Origin of the sequence: Caballeronia sp. LP006 (genome assembly GCF_031450995.1) — a bacterium.
Lineage (GTDB): Bacteria > Pseudomonadota > Gammaproteobacteria > Burkholderiales > Burkholderiaceae > Caballeronia.
Genome location: NZ_JARTVW010000004.1, coordinates 793,081 through 811,236 on the forward strand (window position 1 = coordinate 793,081; position 18,156 = coordinate 811,236).

13 protein-coding genes and 2 pseudogenes are annotated in these 18,156 nt (G+C 62.8%); 6 read left to right on the forward strand and 9 right to left on the reverse strand.

The genetic code is table 11. The features are described from left to right. Nucleotides 1–33 precede the first annotated feature (33 nt). From P9250_RS13775 to P9250_RS13785, 3 genes are read right to left on the reverse strand one after another with little or no spacing between them, the layout of a single operon-like run. Nucleotides 34–1,926 carry a dipeptide ABC transporter ATP-binding protein gene (locus P9250_RS13775; protein WP_309848691.1) on the reverse strand — a complete coding sequence of 631 codons (1,893 nt, stop codon included), beginning with the start codon at nt 1,924–1,926 and terminating at the stop codon, nt 34–36. Continuing rightward, the gene (locus tag P9250_RS13780) at nt 1,923–2,891 is read right to left on the reverse strand and encodes an isoaspartyl peptidase/L-asparaginase (protein ID WP_310393563.1); all 969 of its coding nucleotides are present in this window, start codon (nt 2,889–2,891) and stop codon (nt 1,923–1,925) included. Before P9250_RS13780 ends, P9250_RS13775 begins: the two co-directional genes overlap by 4 nt. Beyond that, on the reverse strand, nt 2,888–3,859 hold the full coding sequence (locus tag P9250_RS13785) for a MurR/RpiR family transcriptional regulator (RefSeq protein ID WP_310393565.1): 972 nt from the start codon (nt 3,857–3,859) through the stop codon (nt 2,888–2,890). Before P9250_RS13785 ends, P9250_RS13780 begins: the two co-directional genes overlap by 4 nt. A 192-nt stretch (nt 3,860–4,051) precedes the next feature. On the opposite strand from P9250_RS13785, the gene P9250_RS13790 reads away from it, so the two are divergent. Together P9250_RS13790 and P9250_RS13795 are read left to right on the forward strand one after the other, a co-directional pair. Next, entirely contained in the window at nt 4,052–5,317 is a 1,266-nt protein-coding gene (locus tag P9250_RS13790; RefSeq protein WP_244829360.1) for a mechanosensitive ion channel family protein, read from the forward strand. Between the two features lie 194 nt (nt 5,318–5,511). Beyond that, a complete protein-coding gene (locus P9250_RS13795) occupies nt 5,512–6,504 on the forward strand; it encodes a LysR family transcriptional regulator (protein ID WP_244829359.1) in 993 nt (330 codons plus the stop codon). Here the strand turns inward: P9250_RS13795 and P9250_RS13800 are convergent. Beyond that, on the reverse strand, nt 6,501–6,797 hold the full coding sequence (locus P9250_RS13800; protein WP_250467363.1) for a YciI-like protein: 297 nt from the start codon (nt 6,795–6,797) through the stop codon (nt 6,501–6,503). The two genes, P9250_RS13795 and P9250_RS13800, sit on opposite strands and share 4 nt — an antisense overlap. Before the next feature lie 146 nt (nt 6,798–6,943). Between P9250_RS13800 and P9250_RS13805 the strand changes: the two genes are divergently transcribed. Then, nucleotides 6,944–7,180, forward strand: coding sequence for a hypothetical protein (locus tag P9250_RS13805; protein ID WP_309959068.1), 237 nt, complete (start codon nt 6,944–6,946; stop codon nt 7,178–7,180). A 149-nt stretch (nt 7,181–7,329) separates the two neighbouring features. Then, nucleotides 7,330–9,204 carry an OmpA family protein gene (locus P9250_RS13810; RefSeq protein WP_310393567.1) on the forward strand — a complete coding sequence of 625 codons (1,875 nt, stop codon included), beginning with the start codon at nt 7,330–7,332 and terminating at the stop codon, nt 9,202–9,204. A gap of 89 nt (nt 9,205–9,293) precedes the next feature. On the opposite strand, the gene P9250_RS13815 is transcribed toward P9250_RS13810, so the two are convergent. Then, entirely contained in the window at nt 9,294–9,782 is a 489-nt protein-coding gene (locus P9250_RS13815) for a hypothetical protein (protein WP_244829355.1), read from the reverse strand. Nucleotides 9,783–9,998: 216 nt separating this feature from the next. Here P9250_RS13815 and P9250_RS13820 point away from each other — a divergent pair, with 216 nt between their 5' ends. Next, nucleotides 9,999–10,253 (forward strand): GlsB/YeaQ/YmgE family stress response membrane protein, encoded by a 255-nt coding sequence (locus P9250_RS13820; protein WP_244829354.1) that lies wholly within the window; start codon nt 9,999–10,001, stop codon nt 10,251–10,253. 53 nt (nt 10,254–10,306) lie between these two features. Here the strand turns inward: P9250_RS13820 and hutI are convergent, their stop codons facing one another. From hutI to P9250_RS13835, 3 genes and pseudogenes are all read right to left on the reverse strand, one after another. Further along, nucleotides 10,307–11,542: an imidazolonepropionase gene (gene hutI, locus P9250_RS13825; protein ID WP_310393570.1), complete on the reverse strand. Its 1,236-nt coding sequence runs from the start codon at nt 11,540–11,542 to the stop codon at nt 10,307–10,309. Then, a pseudogene (gene hutU / locus P9250_RS13830) lies at nt 11,539–13,225 on the reverse strand (urocanate hydratase). Before hutU ends, hutI begins: the two are co-directional and overlap by 4 nt. A 169-nt stretch (nt 13,226–13,394) precedes the next feature. Further along, nucleotides 13,395–14,609 (reverse strand): annotated as a pseudogene (locus P9250_RS13835) (ROK family transcriptional regulator). Nucleotides 14,610–14,843: 234 nt separating this feature from the next. Between P9250_RS13835 and P9250_RS13840 the strand changes: the two are divergent. Then, nucleotides 14,844–15,053 carry a hypothetical protein gene (locus P9250_RS13840; RefSeq protein ID WP_244829350.1) on the forward strand — a complete coding sequence of 70 codons (210 nt, stop codon included), beginning with the start codon at nt 14,844–14,846 and terminating at the stop codon, nt 15,051–15,053. Between the two features lie 21 nt (nt 15,054–15,074). On the opposite strand, the gene P9250_RS13845 is transcribed toward P9250_RS13840, so the two are convergent. Beyond that, nucleotides 15,075–18,044, reverse strand: coding sequence for an EAL domain-containing protein (locus P9250_RS13845; RefSeq protein WP_409014880.1), 2,970 nt, complete (start codon nt 18,042–18,044; stop codon nt 15,075–15,077). Nucleotides 18,045–18,156: the final 112 nt, after the last annotated feature.

The following is an 18,156-nucleotide window of genomic DNA, read 5'->3' on the forward strand; positions in this document are numbered from 1 at the left end:
GACTCCTTTGACTTGACTGATCTTGACTAGCGCTTAATAAGCGCCGCCGACATGATGCTCGGCGACATAATGGTCCGGGCCGACCGCAACGAGTTTCGCCACCACCGGTTCGTCGCCGAGTTTGCGAATCGGGCTCGGTATTTCGTCGGCGGCGAGCATGCGTTTGGCGTGACGGCGCGCGGGATCGGCCACCGGCACCGCGCTCATCAGCTTTCTCGTGTACGGATGACGCGGCGCTTCGAACACCGCCGCGCGCGGCCCGATCTCGACGATCTGCCCGAGATACATCACCGCCACGCGATGACTCACGCGCTCGACCACCGCCATGTCGTGCGAGATGAAGAGATACGCGACGCCGAGTTCGCGCTGCAGATCGAGCATGAGATTGACGATCTGCGCGCGCACGGAGACATCGAGCGCGGAGACGGATTCATCGGCGATCACGACTTTCGGGTTCAATGCAAGCGCACGCGCAATGGCGATCCGTTGACGTTGCCCGCCCGAGAATTCATGCGGATAACGCTGCGCGGCTTCGGGCGGCAAGCCGACTTTTTCGAGCAGCCAATCCACGCGTTGTTGCGCTTCCCGTCCGCTTGCGACGTTGTGGACGAGGAGCGGTTCCATCACGGAAAAGCCCACGGTCAAACGTGGATTCAGCGAGGCGAACGGGTCCTGAAAGATGAACTGGATATTGCGGCGCAGCGCCTGAAGTTCGGGGCCTTTCAGCGCGCTGATGTCGCGTCCGTCGAATTCGATGGAACCGCTCTGGCTTTCGACGAGCCGCAAGAGCGAGCGCCCCGTGGTCGACTTGCCGCAGCCCGATTCGCCGACGAGCGCAAGCGTCTCGCCCGGACGCAGATCGAAACTCACGCGCTCGACCGCATGCACCGCCGCCGTCGTGCGTCCGAAGATACCGGTCTTCACCGGAAAGCGCGTGACCAGATCGCGCACGCGCAAAATTGGCCGCGCGGTTTCGTCGATGGCGGGCTGCGTCTCTCTTTCGACCGCCGCGGATGGCCGCAGCGCGCTGGCATCGTCGGGGGCGAGTTCGGCAGGCTCCACTTCGAGAATCGGAAACTTGGCGGGGCGATCGGTGCCCTGCATCGCGCCGAGCGTCGGCACGGCGGCGAGCAGCGCCTTCGTGTACGGATGCCGCGGACGCGCGAACAGCGCGTCGGATTCGGCTTCCTCCACCTTCTCGCCGCGATACATCACCAGCACGCGATCCGCCACTTCCGCGACCACGCCCATGTCGTGCGTGATGAAGATCACGGCCATGTTCATCTCGTCCTGCAGGCCGCGCACGAGTTGCAGGATCTGCGCCTGAATGGTCACGTCGAGCGCGGTGGTCGGTTCGTCGGCAATGAGCAGCGCGGGCCGGCACGAAAGCGCCATGGCGATCATCACGCGCTGCCGCATACCGCCCGACAACTGATGCGGATAGCGCCCGAACACGCGGCGCGCCTCGGGAATGCGCACGAGATCGAGCAGACGCAGCACTTCGTTCTTCGCCTCCGCGCGGTTCTTGCCCTGATGCAGCGCGATGGCTTCCGCGATTTGATCGCCCACCGTGAACACCGGATTGAGCGAGGTCATCGGCTCCTGGAAGATCATCGCGATATCGGCGCCGCGCACGCCGCGCATCGTGGCGGACGAGGCTTGCGCCAGATCGAGCACTTGCCCGCTGCGTCGCCGGAACGCCATGCTGCCTGCCGTCACCGCGCCGCCGCCGTGTTCGACGAGACGCATGAGCGCAAGCGACGTCACCGACTTGCCCGATCCCGATTCGCCGACAATGGCGAGCGTCTCGCCACGATCGACGGCAAAAGACATGTTGCGCACCGCTTCGACCGTGCGCGAGCGCGAGCGAAAAGTGACGGAGAGATCGCGTACGTCGATGACGCGTGCGTCGGGTAACGTCGTCATGTGCGGTAGATCGCCGTGAAGGGTTGCTCGCCCACGCGCGCGAATCCGCGATACATCCCTTCGGTATTGAACGGCAGCGTGACATTGCCCTTTGCATCGACGGCGATGAGTCCGCCGCGTCCATCGATACGCGGCAGCTTGTTCATCACGACATCGCGCGCGGCGACTTCGAGCGGCAGCCCGCGATATTCCATCTGCGCCGCCACGTCGTAGGCAGCCAGCATGCGCATGAACATCTCGCCCGTGCCCGTGGTCGAGACCGCACAGGTCGCATCGTTCGCGTAGCAGCCCGCGCCGATCAACGGAGCATCGCCGACGCGGCCGATCTGCTTGTTGGTCATGCCGCCCGTCGATGTCGCGGCCGCGAGATGACCGTGCGCGTCGAGCGCCACCGCGCCGACCGTGCCGAACTTCGTCGCAGGATCGAGCGGATCGTCTTCGCCCGCGGCGAGCGTCGCCGCGTCGTGATCGAGCATTGTGCCGGATGCGCCACGCGCCTTCTGCCATTGCTCGTAGCGCGCATCGGTATGAAAGTACGACGGCTCGACGAATTCGAGGCCTTGCGCCGCCGCGAACGCTTCCGCGCCGGCCGCCGTAAACATCACGTGTTCGCTCACGTCGAGCACGCGGCGCGCGGCGAGCACCGGGTTCTTCAAGCGCGTCACGCACGAGACGGCGCCCGCTTCGAGCGTCGCGCCGTCCATGATGGATGCATCGAGTTCGTGCGTGCCCGCGGACGTGAAGACCGCACCGTGACCTGCATTGAAGAGCGGACAATTTTCGAGCAGACGCACGGCTTCGGTAACGGCGTCGAGTGCGCTGCCGCCATCGGCGAGCAGGCGTTCAACCGCGCGCAGAATCTCCGCGAGCGCCGTGTGATAGCGCGCTTCGGCGTCGCTCTTGAGCGCGGCGCGTACGATCGTGCCGGCGCCGCCGTGAATGGCAATGACCGGAATGGCGTTCATGATTCGCGCGGCTCCGTGTGGGGATGTCGAGTCTGCCGGCGGCGCGGTGTTTGCACGCCGGACGCACTCTTGAGGATAGAAGGTGCGACGAGCCACGGCAGCACGAATTCGGTCAATCCGGATGCCGCCTCGACCGAACGCTTCGCGCGATGCGCAACGGCGTCGCACAAGGCTTCGATGACGGCAAGCACGGCGGTGTCGCAATTCGCGGCGAGCCGCCGTTCCGCGCCGATGGTCAGCACGAGATCCGCGATACGCGCGAGCGGCGACGCGATGCTGTCGGTGAGCGCAACCAAGCGCACGCCATGGTCGCGCGCTTGCCGCGCAAGCGTGATGGTGTCGTCGACATAGCGCGGGAAGGCGATGGCAACGAGCAAATCCTCGCGCGATGCCGTGAACAGACGCCGCGCCGCATGCGATGGCCCGCCCGTCAGCGCGAGCGACTGCACGTTCGCGCAATAAGGCGTGAGGCCATGCTCCATGAGACCGGCAAGGAACGCGCTCGCGCCGTAACCGAGCACGAAGACCTGGCGCGCCGCGAGAATGGCTTCGACGACGGCGACGGCCTTCGCGGCATCGACGGAAGTCTGGGCAAGACGCAGATTCGCCGAGGCCTGCGCGAGCGAGGCATCGAAGACGTCCGCGCCGCTCGCGGGCGATTCCAGCGCGGAGCGCAATCGTTCGACCGGCGCGATGGTGGCCTCGAAGCCGCGTACCAGCGCCTCGCGAAACGCGGGATAGCCGGAAAAACCGAGCGCGCGCGCAAAGCGGTTCGCCGTGGCAACCGATGCCCCGACCGCTTCCGCCAGTTCGTCGATCCGCATGGTGGCCGAGCGAAACAGGTTGGCGAGCACGAACGCGCCCATGCGCTGATGGATCGGCGTCAGGCCCGGCATGGCCGCCGCGATGCGCGCGGAGATCAGATCGTCGGCATCCGTCGACGGATGGACCGCTGGTAAGCGTGACATGGGCGTTGGAACAATTCCCGCTGTAAGCAAATGCAATGAAAGTATATTTACCCAAAACAATCGCCGAAAAAAATTCATTTTCATCGAACGCGGGTTTTCGATAAGACGGTCAACGAGCAAACCGTGCGCGCGGAAATGGTGCGCGTTCATGCACAATACGGGGCGCCTTGCATTCGCCCTTTCGTGGAAGCCATGAATCTCGATTTTCTGCCCGACCAGTTGCAACAGCATTTGCCCACGCATCCGTGGGCGCAGCTGGTCTTCGGCATCGTCATGCTGGCGCTCGTCGCGCTCTTCGTGCAGTGGGTGGTCGCGCGCATCGTGCTCGTGATCGCGCACCGGCTGCTCGTGCTGGCCGGACACACCGCGTGGGATCAGGCGTTCATCCGCCGGCGCGCCTATCACCGGTTGTGGTACGCGGTGCCGTTTGCGACCATTGCGCTCGGTATCGACGACGTGCCGCATATCGGCCGCTGGGCGACGGTCATCGAGCGCGTGGCGCACAGCGGCGCGTGGGTGTGCGTGTTCCTCGCGACGGGCAGCGCGTTATCGGCGTGGCAAGACGTTTATGCGTCGAGCAAGGAAGCGCAGACGCGCTCCATCAAGGGCTATGTCCAGATCGGCAAGCTCGCGCTCGCGCTGGTGTGCAGCGTGCTCGTGCTGTCCATTCTCATCGACCGTTCGCCGCTCTGGATGCTCTCGGGTCTCGGCGCGTTGTCCGCGGTGCTGCTGCTCGTGTTCAAGGACACGCTGCTGTCGCTCGTCGCGAGCACGCAGCTCACGTCGAACGACATGCTGCGCATAGGCGACTGGATCGAGATGCCGCAAGCATCCGCCGATGGCTTCGTGAAGGACATCGCGTTGCATACGGTCAAGGTGCAGAACTGGGACAACACGGTCACCACGGTGCCGACCTACAAGCTCTTTTCGGAGAGCTATCGCAATTATCGGCACATGTTCGAATCGGGCGGGCGGCGCATCAAGCGGACCATGCGTATCGACGCGCAATGCGTGCGCTTTTTAAGCGACGACGAAACCGACCGTCTCATGCGCTTTCGCCTGCTGCACGATTATCTGCAGCAAAAACAAACGGAAGTCGAACAGGCCAACCGCAATCTCGGCGAACTCGCCAACGAACCCGCGAACCGGCGCAGGCTCACGAACATCGGCACGTTTCGCGCCTACGCGCTGGCTTACTTGCAGCGGCACCCCGAGATCCGGCAGGACATGACGATCATGGTGCGCATGATGGAGCCCGAATCGCAGGGCATTCCGGTGGAGGTCTACTGCTTCACCGCGACGACCGCCTGGACGCAGTACGAGCGCATTCAGGGCGATGTCTTCGACCATCTGCTGTCCATTCTTCCGGAGATGGGATTGCGGCTCTACCAAGCGCCGTCGGGCGCGGATATGTCGGGACTCTCGGGCCGTCTGCGCGGCGAAATGCCGACGCTTTGATTACGCCTTCACACGGGCGCGGGAAGAATCGGGCAAGAATCGTCCAGTTTTGTGTATTCACGCAAGGGTTTCGAATCCTTACGATGTGATCATCGCCGATGTGCCTTGTTTCCCGCCGCTTCGCCTGCCCGGTCAAGCGGCGGTGTGTAGTGGCGCGCATCGCCTTTCCATCGTCGGAATAAGGAAAACTCAACGTGATCGATCGCGTCCATGCCATGCGTGTCTTTACGCGTGTCGTCGATACGAACAGCTTCACGCGCGCTGCCGAATCGCTCGGCATGCCGCGTGCAAGCGTCTCGACGACTGTGCAACAACTCGAAGCATTGATCGGCGTGCAATTGCTCGCCCGCACCACGCGCCGCCTGAACCTCACGGTCGACGGCGCCGCTTATTACGAACGTTGCGCGCAGATTCTCGCGGATATCGACGAACTCGAATCCGGCTTCGGCGCGGGCGAGGAACGTCTGCGCGGACGGTTGCGCGTGGAGATGCCGGACACCGTCGCGACGTCCATCGTCGTGCCCGCGTTGCCGGAGTTCCATGCGCGTTATCCGCAGATCGAACTGTCGATCGGCATCGGCATGCGTAATGTCGATCTGGTCGGCGAAGGCGTCGATTGCAGCGTGCAGCTTGGCGAATTGCCTGACTCGGGGCTCATCGCGCGGCGGCTTGGCGTGCTCGAACAAGTGACTTGCGCGAGTCCCGCGTATCTGGAAAAGCACGGCATGCCCGCATCGGTCGATTCACTCGCGCAGCACGTCGCGGTGAACTGCGTGTCGAGCAAGAATGGCCGCCCCGCCGATTTCGATTTCGACGTGGACGGTGAAGCCGTCACCATGAAGATGCGCGGCTTCGTCCAGGTCGCCGATGAACACGCGTATCTCGCGTGCGGCATAGAAGGGCTCGGACTGATACAGCCGTTGCGGATCGCCGCGCAGCCGTATCTGCGCTCGGGGCAACTGGTGGAAGTGCTGCCGCAATGGAAGTCGCCGCCGCTGCGGGTCTCGGTGGCGTTCTTGAAGAGCCGGCAGGCGACGCCGCGCGTCTCGGTATTCGTCGACTGGCTCGCGGACCTCTTCGAGCGCACGCAGCAAATGGACGATACGCTCACGAGCCTTTATCGCGCCGCGCGCCGCAACGCGCCCGCACGCCGCGACCGGCCTTCGGAAGAAACCGCCGACGTCTAACGAACGGGCGTGGCCGCGTCCTCGCCCACCACGGTGTTCCACTTGCGCACTTGCCAGCGTTCGACGAGACCGTTCACCACGTAAGGATCGTTACGTGCGAACGCCTCGGCGGCCGCGGGCGAGTCGCCCTGAAACAGCAATATGGCGCGATCGGCGGGCGCATCGAGCGCACCGGCCAGCACGATCTCGCCGCGCTCGGCTGCCTGCCAGGCGAGCTTCAGATGCGCATCGCGAAATTCCGCGCGCCGCTCGAGATAGTCGGCGCTGAGTTCGTAGATCATCAGGTAATGCATCGTCTGTCTCCTCGATGTGATTGCGAACGTGCGAAGTATCCTATTTTGCATGCTTTCGGAGTTATTTTAAGACTCCAATCAGAAGCGTCCGATCGCGTTCCCCGCAAGGATCAAACATCATCGACAGGTTAAGTCAAGGACCCGTCATGAAGCGCGATCAACCTCCCTGCAGTAGCTGCTCGAAGCACGAATGCCGTGCTTGCGTGTGGACCTCACCTCTCGATGCGTCGTATCGCGCGTTCGTCCATTCGAACCCGGTCTACGCCATCCTCGCATCGAACGTGCATCAGCACGAACCCATGCCATCCGAAGCATCATGGCTCGGAATCGCCGCCAAACGCGTGGCCCGCTTTTTCTCGGATTCTTCCCTTCGGGCACGCTGATTCGAGCTCATGCCCGCTCAACCGTGACACGAACGTAACGGTTTCTGTAAATAAGTTATCTCGAAAATATTTTAGGATAGCTGCGCATATAAAATGCGTCGCGTCAATGCGCCTTCATCTGGCGCTACAGCATATAGGATAGACAGTCGATGAGCATCAATCTGGTCCAGGCAGTCAGGTCCGCGATTACGGACCAAATCGCGGAACAGCTATCGCAGAAATTCGGTATCCCTGCGCAAATCGTTCAGCAGCTGGCCGCACGCGCAGTGCCTGGTCTCGTTGCATCTCTCATGGAACGTTCGGCTTTTGCTGATGGCGCGAACGCGCTGTACACGGTCGTCATGTCGCCGGACGCGAACGCTTTTATCGCGGATCAGTTGAGCAACGTGATAACCACGACGAGCGGCCTCAAACACCTCGAAGCAAGCGGACATTTGATGGCCGCGCGCGCGACGGGACAACGCATCGACGCTCTGACAGATGCGGCTTCCATTGAGACCGGCGTGCCGGCACAAGCGACATCGGCCCTCTCGGGCATGCTGTCCGCCGTGTTGTTCGGTGTGCTGAAGCATTACTTCCTGCTCTCGCAGGTTTCGGTGCATGCGTTGCCCGCGCTGTTGCGCGATCAGGTAGCCGAAATCCGCGCAACGCTTTCGAACGGAATCGCGGCCGCCATTGGTCTTGGCAACACGGAAGGTTTTGCCAGCAATATCGCGGGCCGTCTGGATGCCGTCGGTGCGACGCTGGAACCGGCACTTGAGCCCGCTATTGCAACCATTCCAGCAACGGCGGCCATTGCGACGGCAACGCCACCGGCGCCGCGAGCCATTGCGCCTATCGCACCCGCACCCGCGCCCGCACCCACGCCCACGCCTGCGCCTGCTTCCACTCCCGCCCCCGCTTTCGCGGCCGCAACGACCCAAATGCGAGCACCCGTGCGCAAGCCCGCGCCGAAAAAGTCGCACAAATGGATTTGGCTCCTGTTTGCCATGCTCGCCGCGATTCTCGCGGCGGTGTACTACCGTGGCTTTACGAACGGCGACAAGTTCGACCTGAGAGCGTCGACCGCTGCATCACCCGTCACGCAGGTCACACCGGCTGCATCTTCGGTCGAGACACAAGTCAATGGTTCAGACGCGCTGCGCACGGACACGGCATCCGCAACGACGATAGCTTCCTCGGTCGATGCCGCAAGCGGCATCGCGGCGGCTTCCGTACCCGATGCAGCACCGGCGAAGTCTAAAGACGCCAGCTTGCTGTTCCACGTGAGTTCTGCCGGCGTTCCTTCGATCGAGGCAACCGTTGCCACGGACGCCGAGAAGCAACGTCTGATCGATGCACTCGAACAGCACTTTGGCAAGAACTACAGCGCCAATGTTTCCGTCGATGCACAAGCGCGTCCCGCCACGTGGCTTTCGCACGTGACGGATCTCTTGCCGCTAATGGCCGTGCCGGGCGCGGAAGCGAAAATCGCGGGTTCGAAGGTTGAACTGAGCGGCACGGCCGCCGAAGCGAAATTCGGCTGGATGGATCGCTTGAAAACCACCTTCGGCGACATGTTTCAGGTCACCTCGTTCAACGTGGACAGCGCGGTCGCCAATGCCACGCAATCGTTCCGCAGCGCCATGAAGACACTGCTCGCCGCGGAAGATTCCTGTTCCGGCGACAAGCTCTCGAAGGTGCTCGATCTGCAGGTGGTCAACTTCGGACGCTCCAGCGCAACCGTGCCGCAAGACGCGTATGCCACGCTGGATCAGACTGCCGCGTTGCTGAAAGACTGCGCGGCCAAGGGTTCGATGGTCAAACTCGAAGTCGCGGGATACTCGGACGCAACAGGTGTTCCGTCAGCCAAACTGGAAATGTCGAGGGAACGCGCTCAAGCCGTGCGCGGCTATTTGATGAAAGCCGGCGTGCCTTCGAATTCCCTCACGTCGAACGGCTACGGCGACGCAAACCCTATCGCCGATAACGCCACCGCAAGCGGTCGTTTCGCCAACCGTCGTATCGAGTTCGTCGTGAAATAAGCTGCGGGTCGGTGACTCGCTGCTCGTTGTCTGCAAGCCGTCGCAAATGCGACGGCTTTTTTATTGCGCTGACGCTTTTCGAGCGCCGCTCAATGCGGCGCCGCGTAGTCGTTCTCGGCCCAGCGTTCGGCGCTTGTCTTGCTCAGCTTGAACGCAGGCGACACGCGCACGTGCGCGAGCTGCGTGCCAAATGCATCGAAGGCCTTCAGGTTGGCGTAGGGGTCGTCATCGTCGGGGACGATTTCAAGCGTGACGGTAACGTCTTCGCCACGTACGTCGATGGAAACGTTCTTGTGCAGCATGGCATGCCGCTGCTGCTCGTGACGGCGCAATACCTCCGACGCCGTCTTGACCAGCGTGCGAAAAGCGTTCGCGTCCAGCGGCTTCGGGTTCTTCTTGTCGCGGCCCATGGTCCACGGGCCGACGAGCGCGGGCTCGGCCTCGCCCGCCTGGATCATCGCGACGGCCCAGCCATCGTCGTCTTCGTTCTTCATGACGCGAGCGGTCCAGCCGTCGTCGCGCCAGAGGCGGTCTTCGTGAATCGGGTCGTCGGTTGCGGGGAAATCGGAATCGGTCATGGCGGCGCCGTGCAGGCAAAGTGATGCAGAACACGGATTTTACCGCGTGAGATGACGTGGCATCCCACGTGCTAAGGAGACTGGCCGAATGGCCAATCCCGGCCAAGTCGCGCGGCGTGTCATATCCAAACGCATTGTCGCGTGCTACTTTGGACGTGCCGGAATGCGTCCGGAGCAATCTCAGCCAACGAGCAGCAATTCAGAAGGAGCTACCGCATGTTTGCATTCATCGGGACTTTGATCGTCGGACTGGTTATCGGGCTCATTGCGCGCGCCGTCAAACCAGGCGATGACAGCATGGGCTGGATCATGACCATCGTGCTGGGGGTCGTCGGTTCGCTGGTGGCGGGCTATGTGGGACGCGCACTCGGCTGGTATCAGCCCGGGCAGCCCGCCGGATGGATCGCCTCCGTTATCGGCGCAATCATCTTGCTCGTCGTGTGGGGCATGATCCGCAAGCGCAGCGTGTGATTCTTATCGGTTGTCGAAAAACGCCTCGTGCTTTTGGACGAGGCGTTTTTTTATTACCTTAACGCCGTAAGGCCGTATTGCCAGACAGAAGTCGTCACTACTTCGCCGTTTCGCACCACGCAATTGGGCAATGAACCGGCCAACCAATAAGCCAGCTCGGCCGGCCGACCGATTTTCCACGCGACGAAGTCCGCCGCCTTTCCCGCTTCCAGCGATCCATGCGAGCCGTGCAGGCCAAGTGCGCGCGCCGCATGAAGGGTGACGCCAGCGAGCGCTTCTTCCGGCGTCAGACGAAAGAGCGTGCAGCCGAGGTTGAGCATCATCCGCAACGAAAGCGCGGGCGATGTGCCGGGATTCAGATCGCTGGCGAGTGCAACTGGAACGCCGTGGCGCCGCAAGGCATCGACGGGCGGTAGCTGCGTTTCGCGCAGCATGTAGAACGCGCCAGGCAGCAGCACGGCGACGGTGCCCGCGCTTGCCATCGCCGCGGCATCCTCGTCCGTCATGTATTCGAGATGATCGGCGGAAAGCGCCTGATAGCGCGCCGCGAGCGTCGAACCATGCAGCGATGACAACTGTTCGGCGTGCAGCTTCACCGGCACGCCGTGTTTTTGCGCGGCGAGAAACACTCGCTCGACTTGTTGCGGCGAAAACGCGAGATGCTCGCAAAAGGCATCGACGGCATCGACCAGGCCTTCATCGATGAGCGCCGGCAACATTTCATCGCAGACGAATGCGATGTAATCGTCCGCGCGATTCGCATACTCGGGCGGCAGTGCGTGAGCTGCGAGACAGGTCGCGCGCACGGTCAAGGGCAGCGTTTCGCCAAGGCGCCGCGCGACTCTCAGCATCTTGCGTTCGTTCGCGAGATCGAGCCCGTAGCCGGATTTGACTTCAAGCACGGTCACGCCATCGCACAGCAGGCCGACGGCGCGCGCGCGGGCGCTTTCGAACAGCGCGTCCTCGCTGGCTTCACGCGTCGCGCGTACCGTGCTTGCAATACCGCCGCCGCGCGCCGCGATCTCCGCGTAGCTCGCGCCTTCCAGACGGGCCTCGAATTCGCCGCTGCGGTCGCCGCCGAAGACGAGATGCGTATGGCAATCGATTAGACCCGGCGTAACCCACGCGCCTTCGAGATCGATACGCTCGCAATCGCGCTCCGGCGCGGCGACGCGCGGCCCGATCCATTCGATACGCCCGCCATGCGTCAGGATCGCGGCATCTTCGATGATCGAATACTTGCCGCCCGTCATGGTTGCGACGTGGCAATGCTGCCAGAGCTTGTTCATCGCTTGCCGTTCGCTCCGTCGATCATCGGCAAGTCGAGGCCTTGCTCGCGCGCGCAGTCGACGGCGATGTCGTAGCCCGCATCGGCATGACGCATGACGCCGGTGGCCGGATCGTTATGCAGCACGCGGGCGATACGCGCGTCGGCTTCGACGCTGCCATCGCAGACGATCACGACGCCCGCGTGCTGCGAAAAGCCCATGCCGACGCCGCCGCCGTGATGGATCGACACCCACGTTGCGCCGCTCGCCGTGTTGAGCAGCGCGTTGAGAAGCGGCCAGTCGGAGACGGCGTCCGAGCCGTCCCGCATCGACTCGGTCTCGCGGTTGGGGCTCGCGACCGAACCGGAATCGAGATGATCGCGGCCGATCACCACCGGCGCGGACAGCTCGCCGTTGCGCACCATCTCGTTGAACGCGAGGCCGAGCTTCGCGCGTTGCCCGAGGCCGACCCAGCAGATGCGCGCCGGCAAGCCCTGGAAGCTGATGCGTTCGCGCGCCATGTCGAGCCAGCGATGCAGATGCGCGTCGTCCGCGATCAGCTCCTTCACCTTCGCGTCGGTCTTGTAGATGTCCTGCGGATCGCCAGAAAGCGCGGCCCAACGGAACGGTCCGACGCCCCGGCAAAACAGCGGCCGGATATAAGCGGGCACGAAGCCGGGGAAATCGAACGCATTCGTGACGCCTTCGTCCTTGGCCATCTGGCGGATGTTGTTGCCGTAATCGAACACCGGCACGCCTTGTTCGCGGAAGGCGAGCATTGCCCGCACGTGTTCGGCCATCGATTGCTTCGCCGCCTTCACCGTGCCCTGCGGATCGCTTTGCGCGCGGTCGCGATACTGCGCCCACGTCCAGCCGTTCGGCAGATAGCCGTTGAGCGGATCGTGCGCGCTCGTCTGATCGGTCACGAGGTCCGGGCGCACGCCACGGCGCACGAGTTCGGGCAGAACATCGGCGGCGTTCCCGCAGAGTGCGACTGACACGGCGCGTCCTTCGGACGTGTATTGCTGCATGCGGGCAAGGGCATCGTCGAGATCGGTGGCTTGTTCATCGACATAACGTGTCTTCAGACGGAAATCGATCCGGCTCTGCTGGCATTCGATATTGAGCGAACACGCGCCCGCGAGCGTCGCGGCGAGCGGCTGCGCGCCACCCATGCCGCCAAGTCCGGCGGTCAGCACCCAACGTCCCTTGAGATCGCCGCCGTAATGCTGCCGACCGGCTTCGACGAAGGTTTCATACGTGCCCTGCACGATTCCCTGGCTGCCAATGTAGATCCAGCTTCCCGCTGTCATCTGCCCGTACATGGCGAGACCTTTGGCGTCGAGTTCGTTGAAATGCTCCCAGTTCGCCCAGTGCGGCACGAGATTCGAATTGGCGATGAGCACGCGCGGCGCGTTCTCATGCGTCTTGAAGACGCCAACTCTTGCCCGATTGAATCAGCAGGGTTTCATCCGCTTCGAGCCGCTTGAGCGTTTCGACGATCTTGTCGAAGCTCGGCCAGTCACGCGCCGCGCGGCCAATTCCGCCATAGACCACCAGTTCGCGCGGATTCTCGGCGACTTCCGGGTCGAGATTGTTCATCAGCATGCGCAGCGGTGCCTCGGTCAGCCAGCTTTTGGCATTGAGTCGTGTGCCGCGCGGGGCGCGAATTTCAGTGTCGCGATAACGGAAAGATGAGGTCACGAGGCAGGCTCCTGCGCGTCGGAAGATTGAGCGAACGGACGCGGATTTCTCGCAGGCCCGAATTCGAGTTCATGTTCTTGTATATACAACTTTCATTGTATTAGGGATTTCCCGACGCCGATTTGTCGTGTTTGCCAGCGCGTTGTATAGACAATACAAACCGCCCGTGTCAAGTCTCCAGCGGCTTCAAAAACAATTCATGCTTCGGCGCGAAGTGCGCGTAAAGCGGCAGAATGGCGCCGCCCATCGCGCGTGCATCGGCGCCGATCTGTCCTTCCACCAAACGTGGACGCGTCATGCCTTGCCAGTCGAAATGGCCGAGCGCTTCATCCGTACGCCGGATGATCTCGCGCAACAAGCCGCGATCGATTTCGCCGTCGATCACGACCGCCTCGAGATCCAGCAAAGCCGCCGACGACGCGATGCTCAACGCGATCGCCGGGCACGCGTCGTCGAGCCACGCCTCGGACAGCGGCCGCAGCGAAGCCGACCATGCGCGTTCGTCGTGAGCGGCGGCGGCGGGCGTGCCGGCCGCTGCGAACGCCTTTTCGAGCACATAGACCGACGCGGTGTTGAGCAACTGCGCCGCACCGTCGCGCTTCTGCAGCGGCAGCGAGCCGATTGCGCCCGCGTTGCCGCCCGGCCCCGCGTGCAAGCGGCCGTCGATGACCAGCCCGCCGCCGATGAACGTCCCGATGAACACGTACAGGAAGTTGCGCAACCCGCGCCCCTGCCCCATCACGAGTTCGGCGGCGCAGGCGGCCGTGGTGTCCTTTGCAAACTCGACGGGCAAGGCCGTGAGCGCCTGAATGCGCCCGCGGATATCGATCTCGTTCCATGCGGCGAGCACGTCGGGCGGCGTATCGAAGAAATCGCGCCAGCCGCCGAGCCACAACGGCGCCGCCACGCCGATGCCCGCGATCTTGCGCGCGTCGTCGCCGAGCGCGTCGATGGCGCGCGTGAGCCGTGCGGCAAGTTCCGTGAAAAGCGTGGCGGGATCGGGATAGGGATAGTCGAGCGTGTCGCGCGTGCGAATGGCGCCGGTGAAGTCCATCGACAGCACGTCGAGGCTGCGTCACCCCACTTTCACGCCGATGGAAAACGCGCCGTCCGCTCGCAGCGCAATCGGCACCGATGGCTGCCCGAGGCGCCCCGGCACACGCGTTCGCGCTTCCTTCACGGGCAGACCGTCGTCGATAAGGTGATCGACGATCATCGACGCCGTTTGCATGGAAAGGCGCGTGAGGCGCGCGATGTCCGCCTTCGGCAGCGCGCCGTGCAGACGAATGGCCTGCAGCACGATGCGCTCGTTGAATTGACGCATGCCGAGCTGATTCGAGCCGACCGAATGAATAGACGCTTGGCGCGAGGATCGATCAGGCATGCGCGCCCTCTTCGCAGCGCAAACACGCGCCAGGCGAAGCGCGCTCCAGGTCGTTCATAAGCGGCTCCCGCTTCAAGTCCGGCGCGTTGATCGATTTGAGGCATTCGCGCCGATTCTAGCAAGCTCCTGTAAGGAAACGGCCGCGTGGAAAGTTTTGCGCTGCAATATGTTTCGCGATTTTTATCGGGTTATGGTGACGCCGACGTTCCCTATTCACCGGCCAGGCCACGCAACATGAGCACACTCGAAGCCCTTCACGCGATTGTCAACGACGACAACGCCCCGCAGATCATTCGCGATCACATCGTCGATTCCCTGCAGTTCGCGCTGCGCAATCATCCCGGCTATTTCACGCAAAAGGAGATTCAATGGCTCGCGCAATGGGACGACACGCGCATTCCCATCGCGGCGAACAAGATTTTGAGTGAATCGAAACCCGCCTGAAAACGGGTTCGAGAATAAAAGTTAATGGGTGCCCGCGGCGCGGGCGCGCCATTCATAGTCGAATGCGAGCGCCTGCGCCGGCGCGGACAGGCACTCGACAAAACTCACCACTTCCGGATCTTTTACGAAACTCGCAGCGGAAGTCGCCGAAAGAATGGCGACGCTGTCTTGCGGTTTCGCGACTAAAAAACCCTGCACATAATCGACGCCGATTTCCTGCAATGCGCGCAGGGTATCGATGTCTTCGACCCATTCCGCCACGCTGCGCATGCCGAGATTGCGCGCAAGCGCGACGATGGCTTCGACAATGGCGATATCCGCCGGATGCGCACACATGGAGCGCACGAATTCGCCGTCGATTTTCAGCGCATCGGCGGAAAGTGCCTTCAAATATTTGAACGAGGAATAACCCGCGCCAAAGTCGTCGAGCGCGATTTTGCCGCCCATGTCATGGACGCGCGCGATGAAGCGCTGCGTGTTCTCCAAATCGTGCAGCGCCACGCTTTCAGTGATTTCAAGGCAAAGGTAATGCACCACTGATTGATGCCGCGCGAACAACGCGAAGATATCCTCCATGAATTGCTCGTCGTTGAGCGAACCGCCTGAAAGGTTGACGCAAATGAATTGCGTGTTCTTCAATTCATGGCGATGCGCCTCGATCCATTCGAGCAACGTGGTAATGACCCAGCGGTCGATTGCAGCAATATTGCCGGACTCTTCCGCCGCGACGATCACCTTGCCCGCGGGCAGCGTTGTGCCGTCCGGCGCGCGCATGCGCAGAAGTACTTCGAAATTAAGCGATTCCGTTGGCGCCGATAACGACATGATCGGCTGCATCACGAGAAAAAGGCCCGGCGGCAGACGATTTCGGCCGAGCGTCTCGACGAGTTTCAATTCTTCCGCGCGCTCCTCGAACGCCGCCGCGCCCTTGCGGTACGTGACGAGGTGAGTATGCGCGACCTTCTTCGCTTCGCGGCACGCGCGATCCGCATGCGACAGCGCGTCCTGCACGCGCACGCCCTGCGAGCATTCGACGAGACCGATCGAAGCCTTCACCTGAAACGCGCGATTGCCGACCTGATAGGGCGCGTCAGAAAGAATGGAAATGAGTTCGCGGCATTCCGCGATGGCGTCTTCAATCGACGTGTCGTGCATGACGCAGACGAACTCGTCGCCACCGATTCGCCCCACTGCATAATTGCGCGCGAAGTGCGCCCGCGTGCGTGCCGCGACCTGTCGCAAGACTTCGTCGCCACTGCGGTGGCCGAAGAGGTCGTTCACGAGTTTGAAGCGGTCGAGGTCGACATAGGCAAGCGCCCACGGCAACATTTCATCGCTTTGGGCGGAAATAGCTTTCTCGATACCGCGCCGGTTCAGCGAGCCCGTCAGCGGATCATGCTCCGCGAGAAAGCGCAGACGCTCGACGGCGCGCGAACGTTCGGTCGTGTCCTGCAGCGAGCCTTCGATCCAACCGTTCGAGCGGATAGCCTTCAACAGATAGCGCCGCTCGCCCGTGCCGCGCGCGGCGGAACCGCCCATCTCGAGCTCACCGTCACTGCCTTTCGATGCCAGCGCCTGCAGCGCTCCCCACGCGCCGGGCTCGAAGTAATCGTTCCAGTGGCGGACTTTGTATTCCGCTTTCTGCAGGTCGAGCATCGAGCGCAGCGCCGGATTGGCGCGCACGAAGCGGCCGTCGGTATCGAGCGTGAAGAGACCGATTGGCGTGACTTCGTAAGTGTTGCGTAATTCCATCTGCGCCTGACGGCGGAAGTCGCGCTCGGCGCGCATCTGCTCGGCGATGGCAAACGCCGCCATCATGCTCGACGACAGCGCGGCCATTACCGTGTTCACGCCGCCGACCAGCACCTTGAGGCCGAACGCCGCGCCAAGTACTTCGGAGAACGTGGAAAACAGCACGATGGCGAGCGACGCCACATACCACATGACCGTGCGCGAACGGGCCATCCACACGAGCCGCACGAGGAAGAACAGCAGCACGCAGATACCGAAGCCGGCAATGACCCACAGCGTCGGAATGAACAGCGAATACGGCAACGCAACGGCTGCCCCAAGGAGCACGATGCCGACGTACTGAATGACGCGCAAAAGCCACCGGTAACCGACCACGCGCAGTTCGCGGCGGAACAGCTGCTGGAATAGCGCGGCGGTCAGCAAGTAGTACGCGGCGAACGTGATTTGCCTGAGCGGCGTCATGAAGTCGGCTGGCAGTACGCGGCCGAGCCACTGCATGTCCCAGCCCATGGCGTTGGCGCACAAACGCAGATTGCCGACGAGCCACACCGCGAAAATCACGTACGTCCATTCGTGATTGATCAACGCGGTGACGAAAACGAATACCGCGAGCGTGAGCAAACCGCCCGCGATCAGCCCGGAGCTTTCCTGGAAGTCGAGCGCCGAGCTTCGGAGACCTTGCCATTCCCACGCAAACGCGTTGATCTGCGCCGGGCCCGAATAAACGCCGCGGCAAATGACGGACAACGGTGCCTTGATGCGCCCCACCTGCACGAAAAAACCGGCCTTGACCGGATGCATCTCGCCGCTCACGCTTTCGCGATCGGCGGTGCCGAGCGGCTGGAGGTTACTGGCGTTCCAGCATGAAAGCGACTGCGCGTGGCGCGAAGGCAGTTCGATTGCAGTCGACGACTCCGTGCTCATGACGGGCGCCGTGATGGAAAACCAGACGGGTTTTTCGGAGAGATGCGTGTTGTAGCGCGTGGTGGCCGGTGCGGCGCGCAGGGCTTCGCGCGCGGCTTCTGGACCGAGCGAGTCGCCATGATCGGCGAGAACGTGGAGTTCAAGCGGGACCGCGCCCCGCGTTTCGTACTGGCGGGGTAAAAAGAAGAGCGTCGCTAGCGTACCGAGTGCGATCAGAAACGGGACCGCGTAGACGGCGACCGCGTACAACGCGCCGTCGATCCACGAGCCCGAGCGTCTGAATCTCGATAAGGAAGCTGGAATAACCGACGCCATACCTGAATAAGCCCCCCGTTTGCGCCGATCTTGCCGGCGAGAGGCGCGGCGGAGCCGAGCTTGCCCCCGCCACCGCACTCTTTGGCCAACCGGACCACTTCGGGCCCGGCTT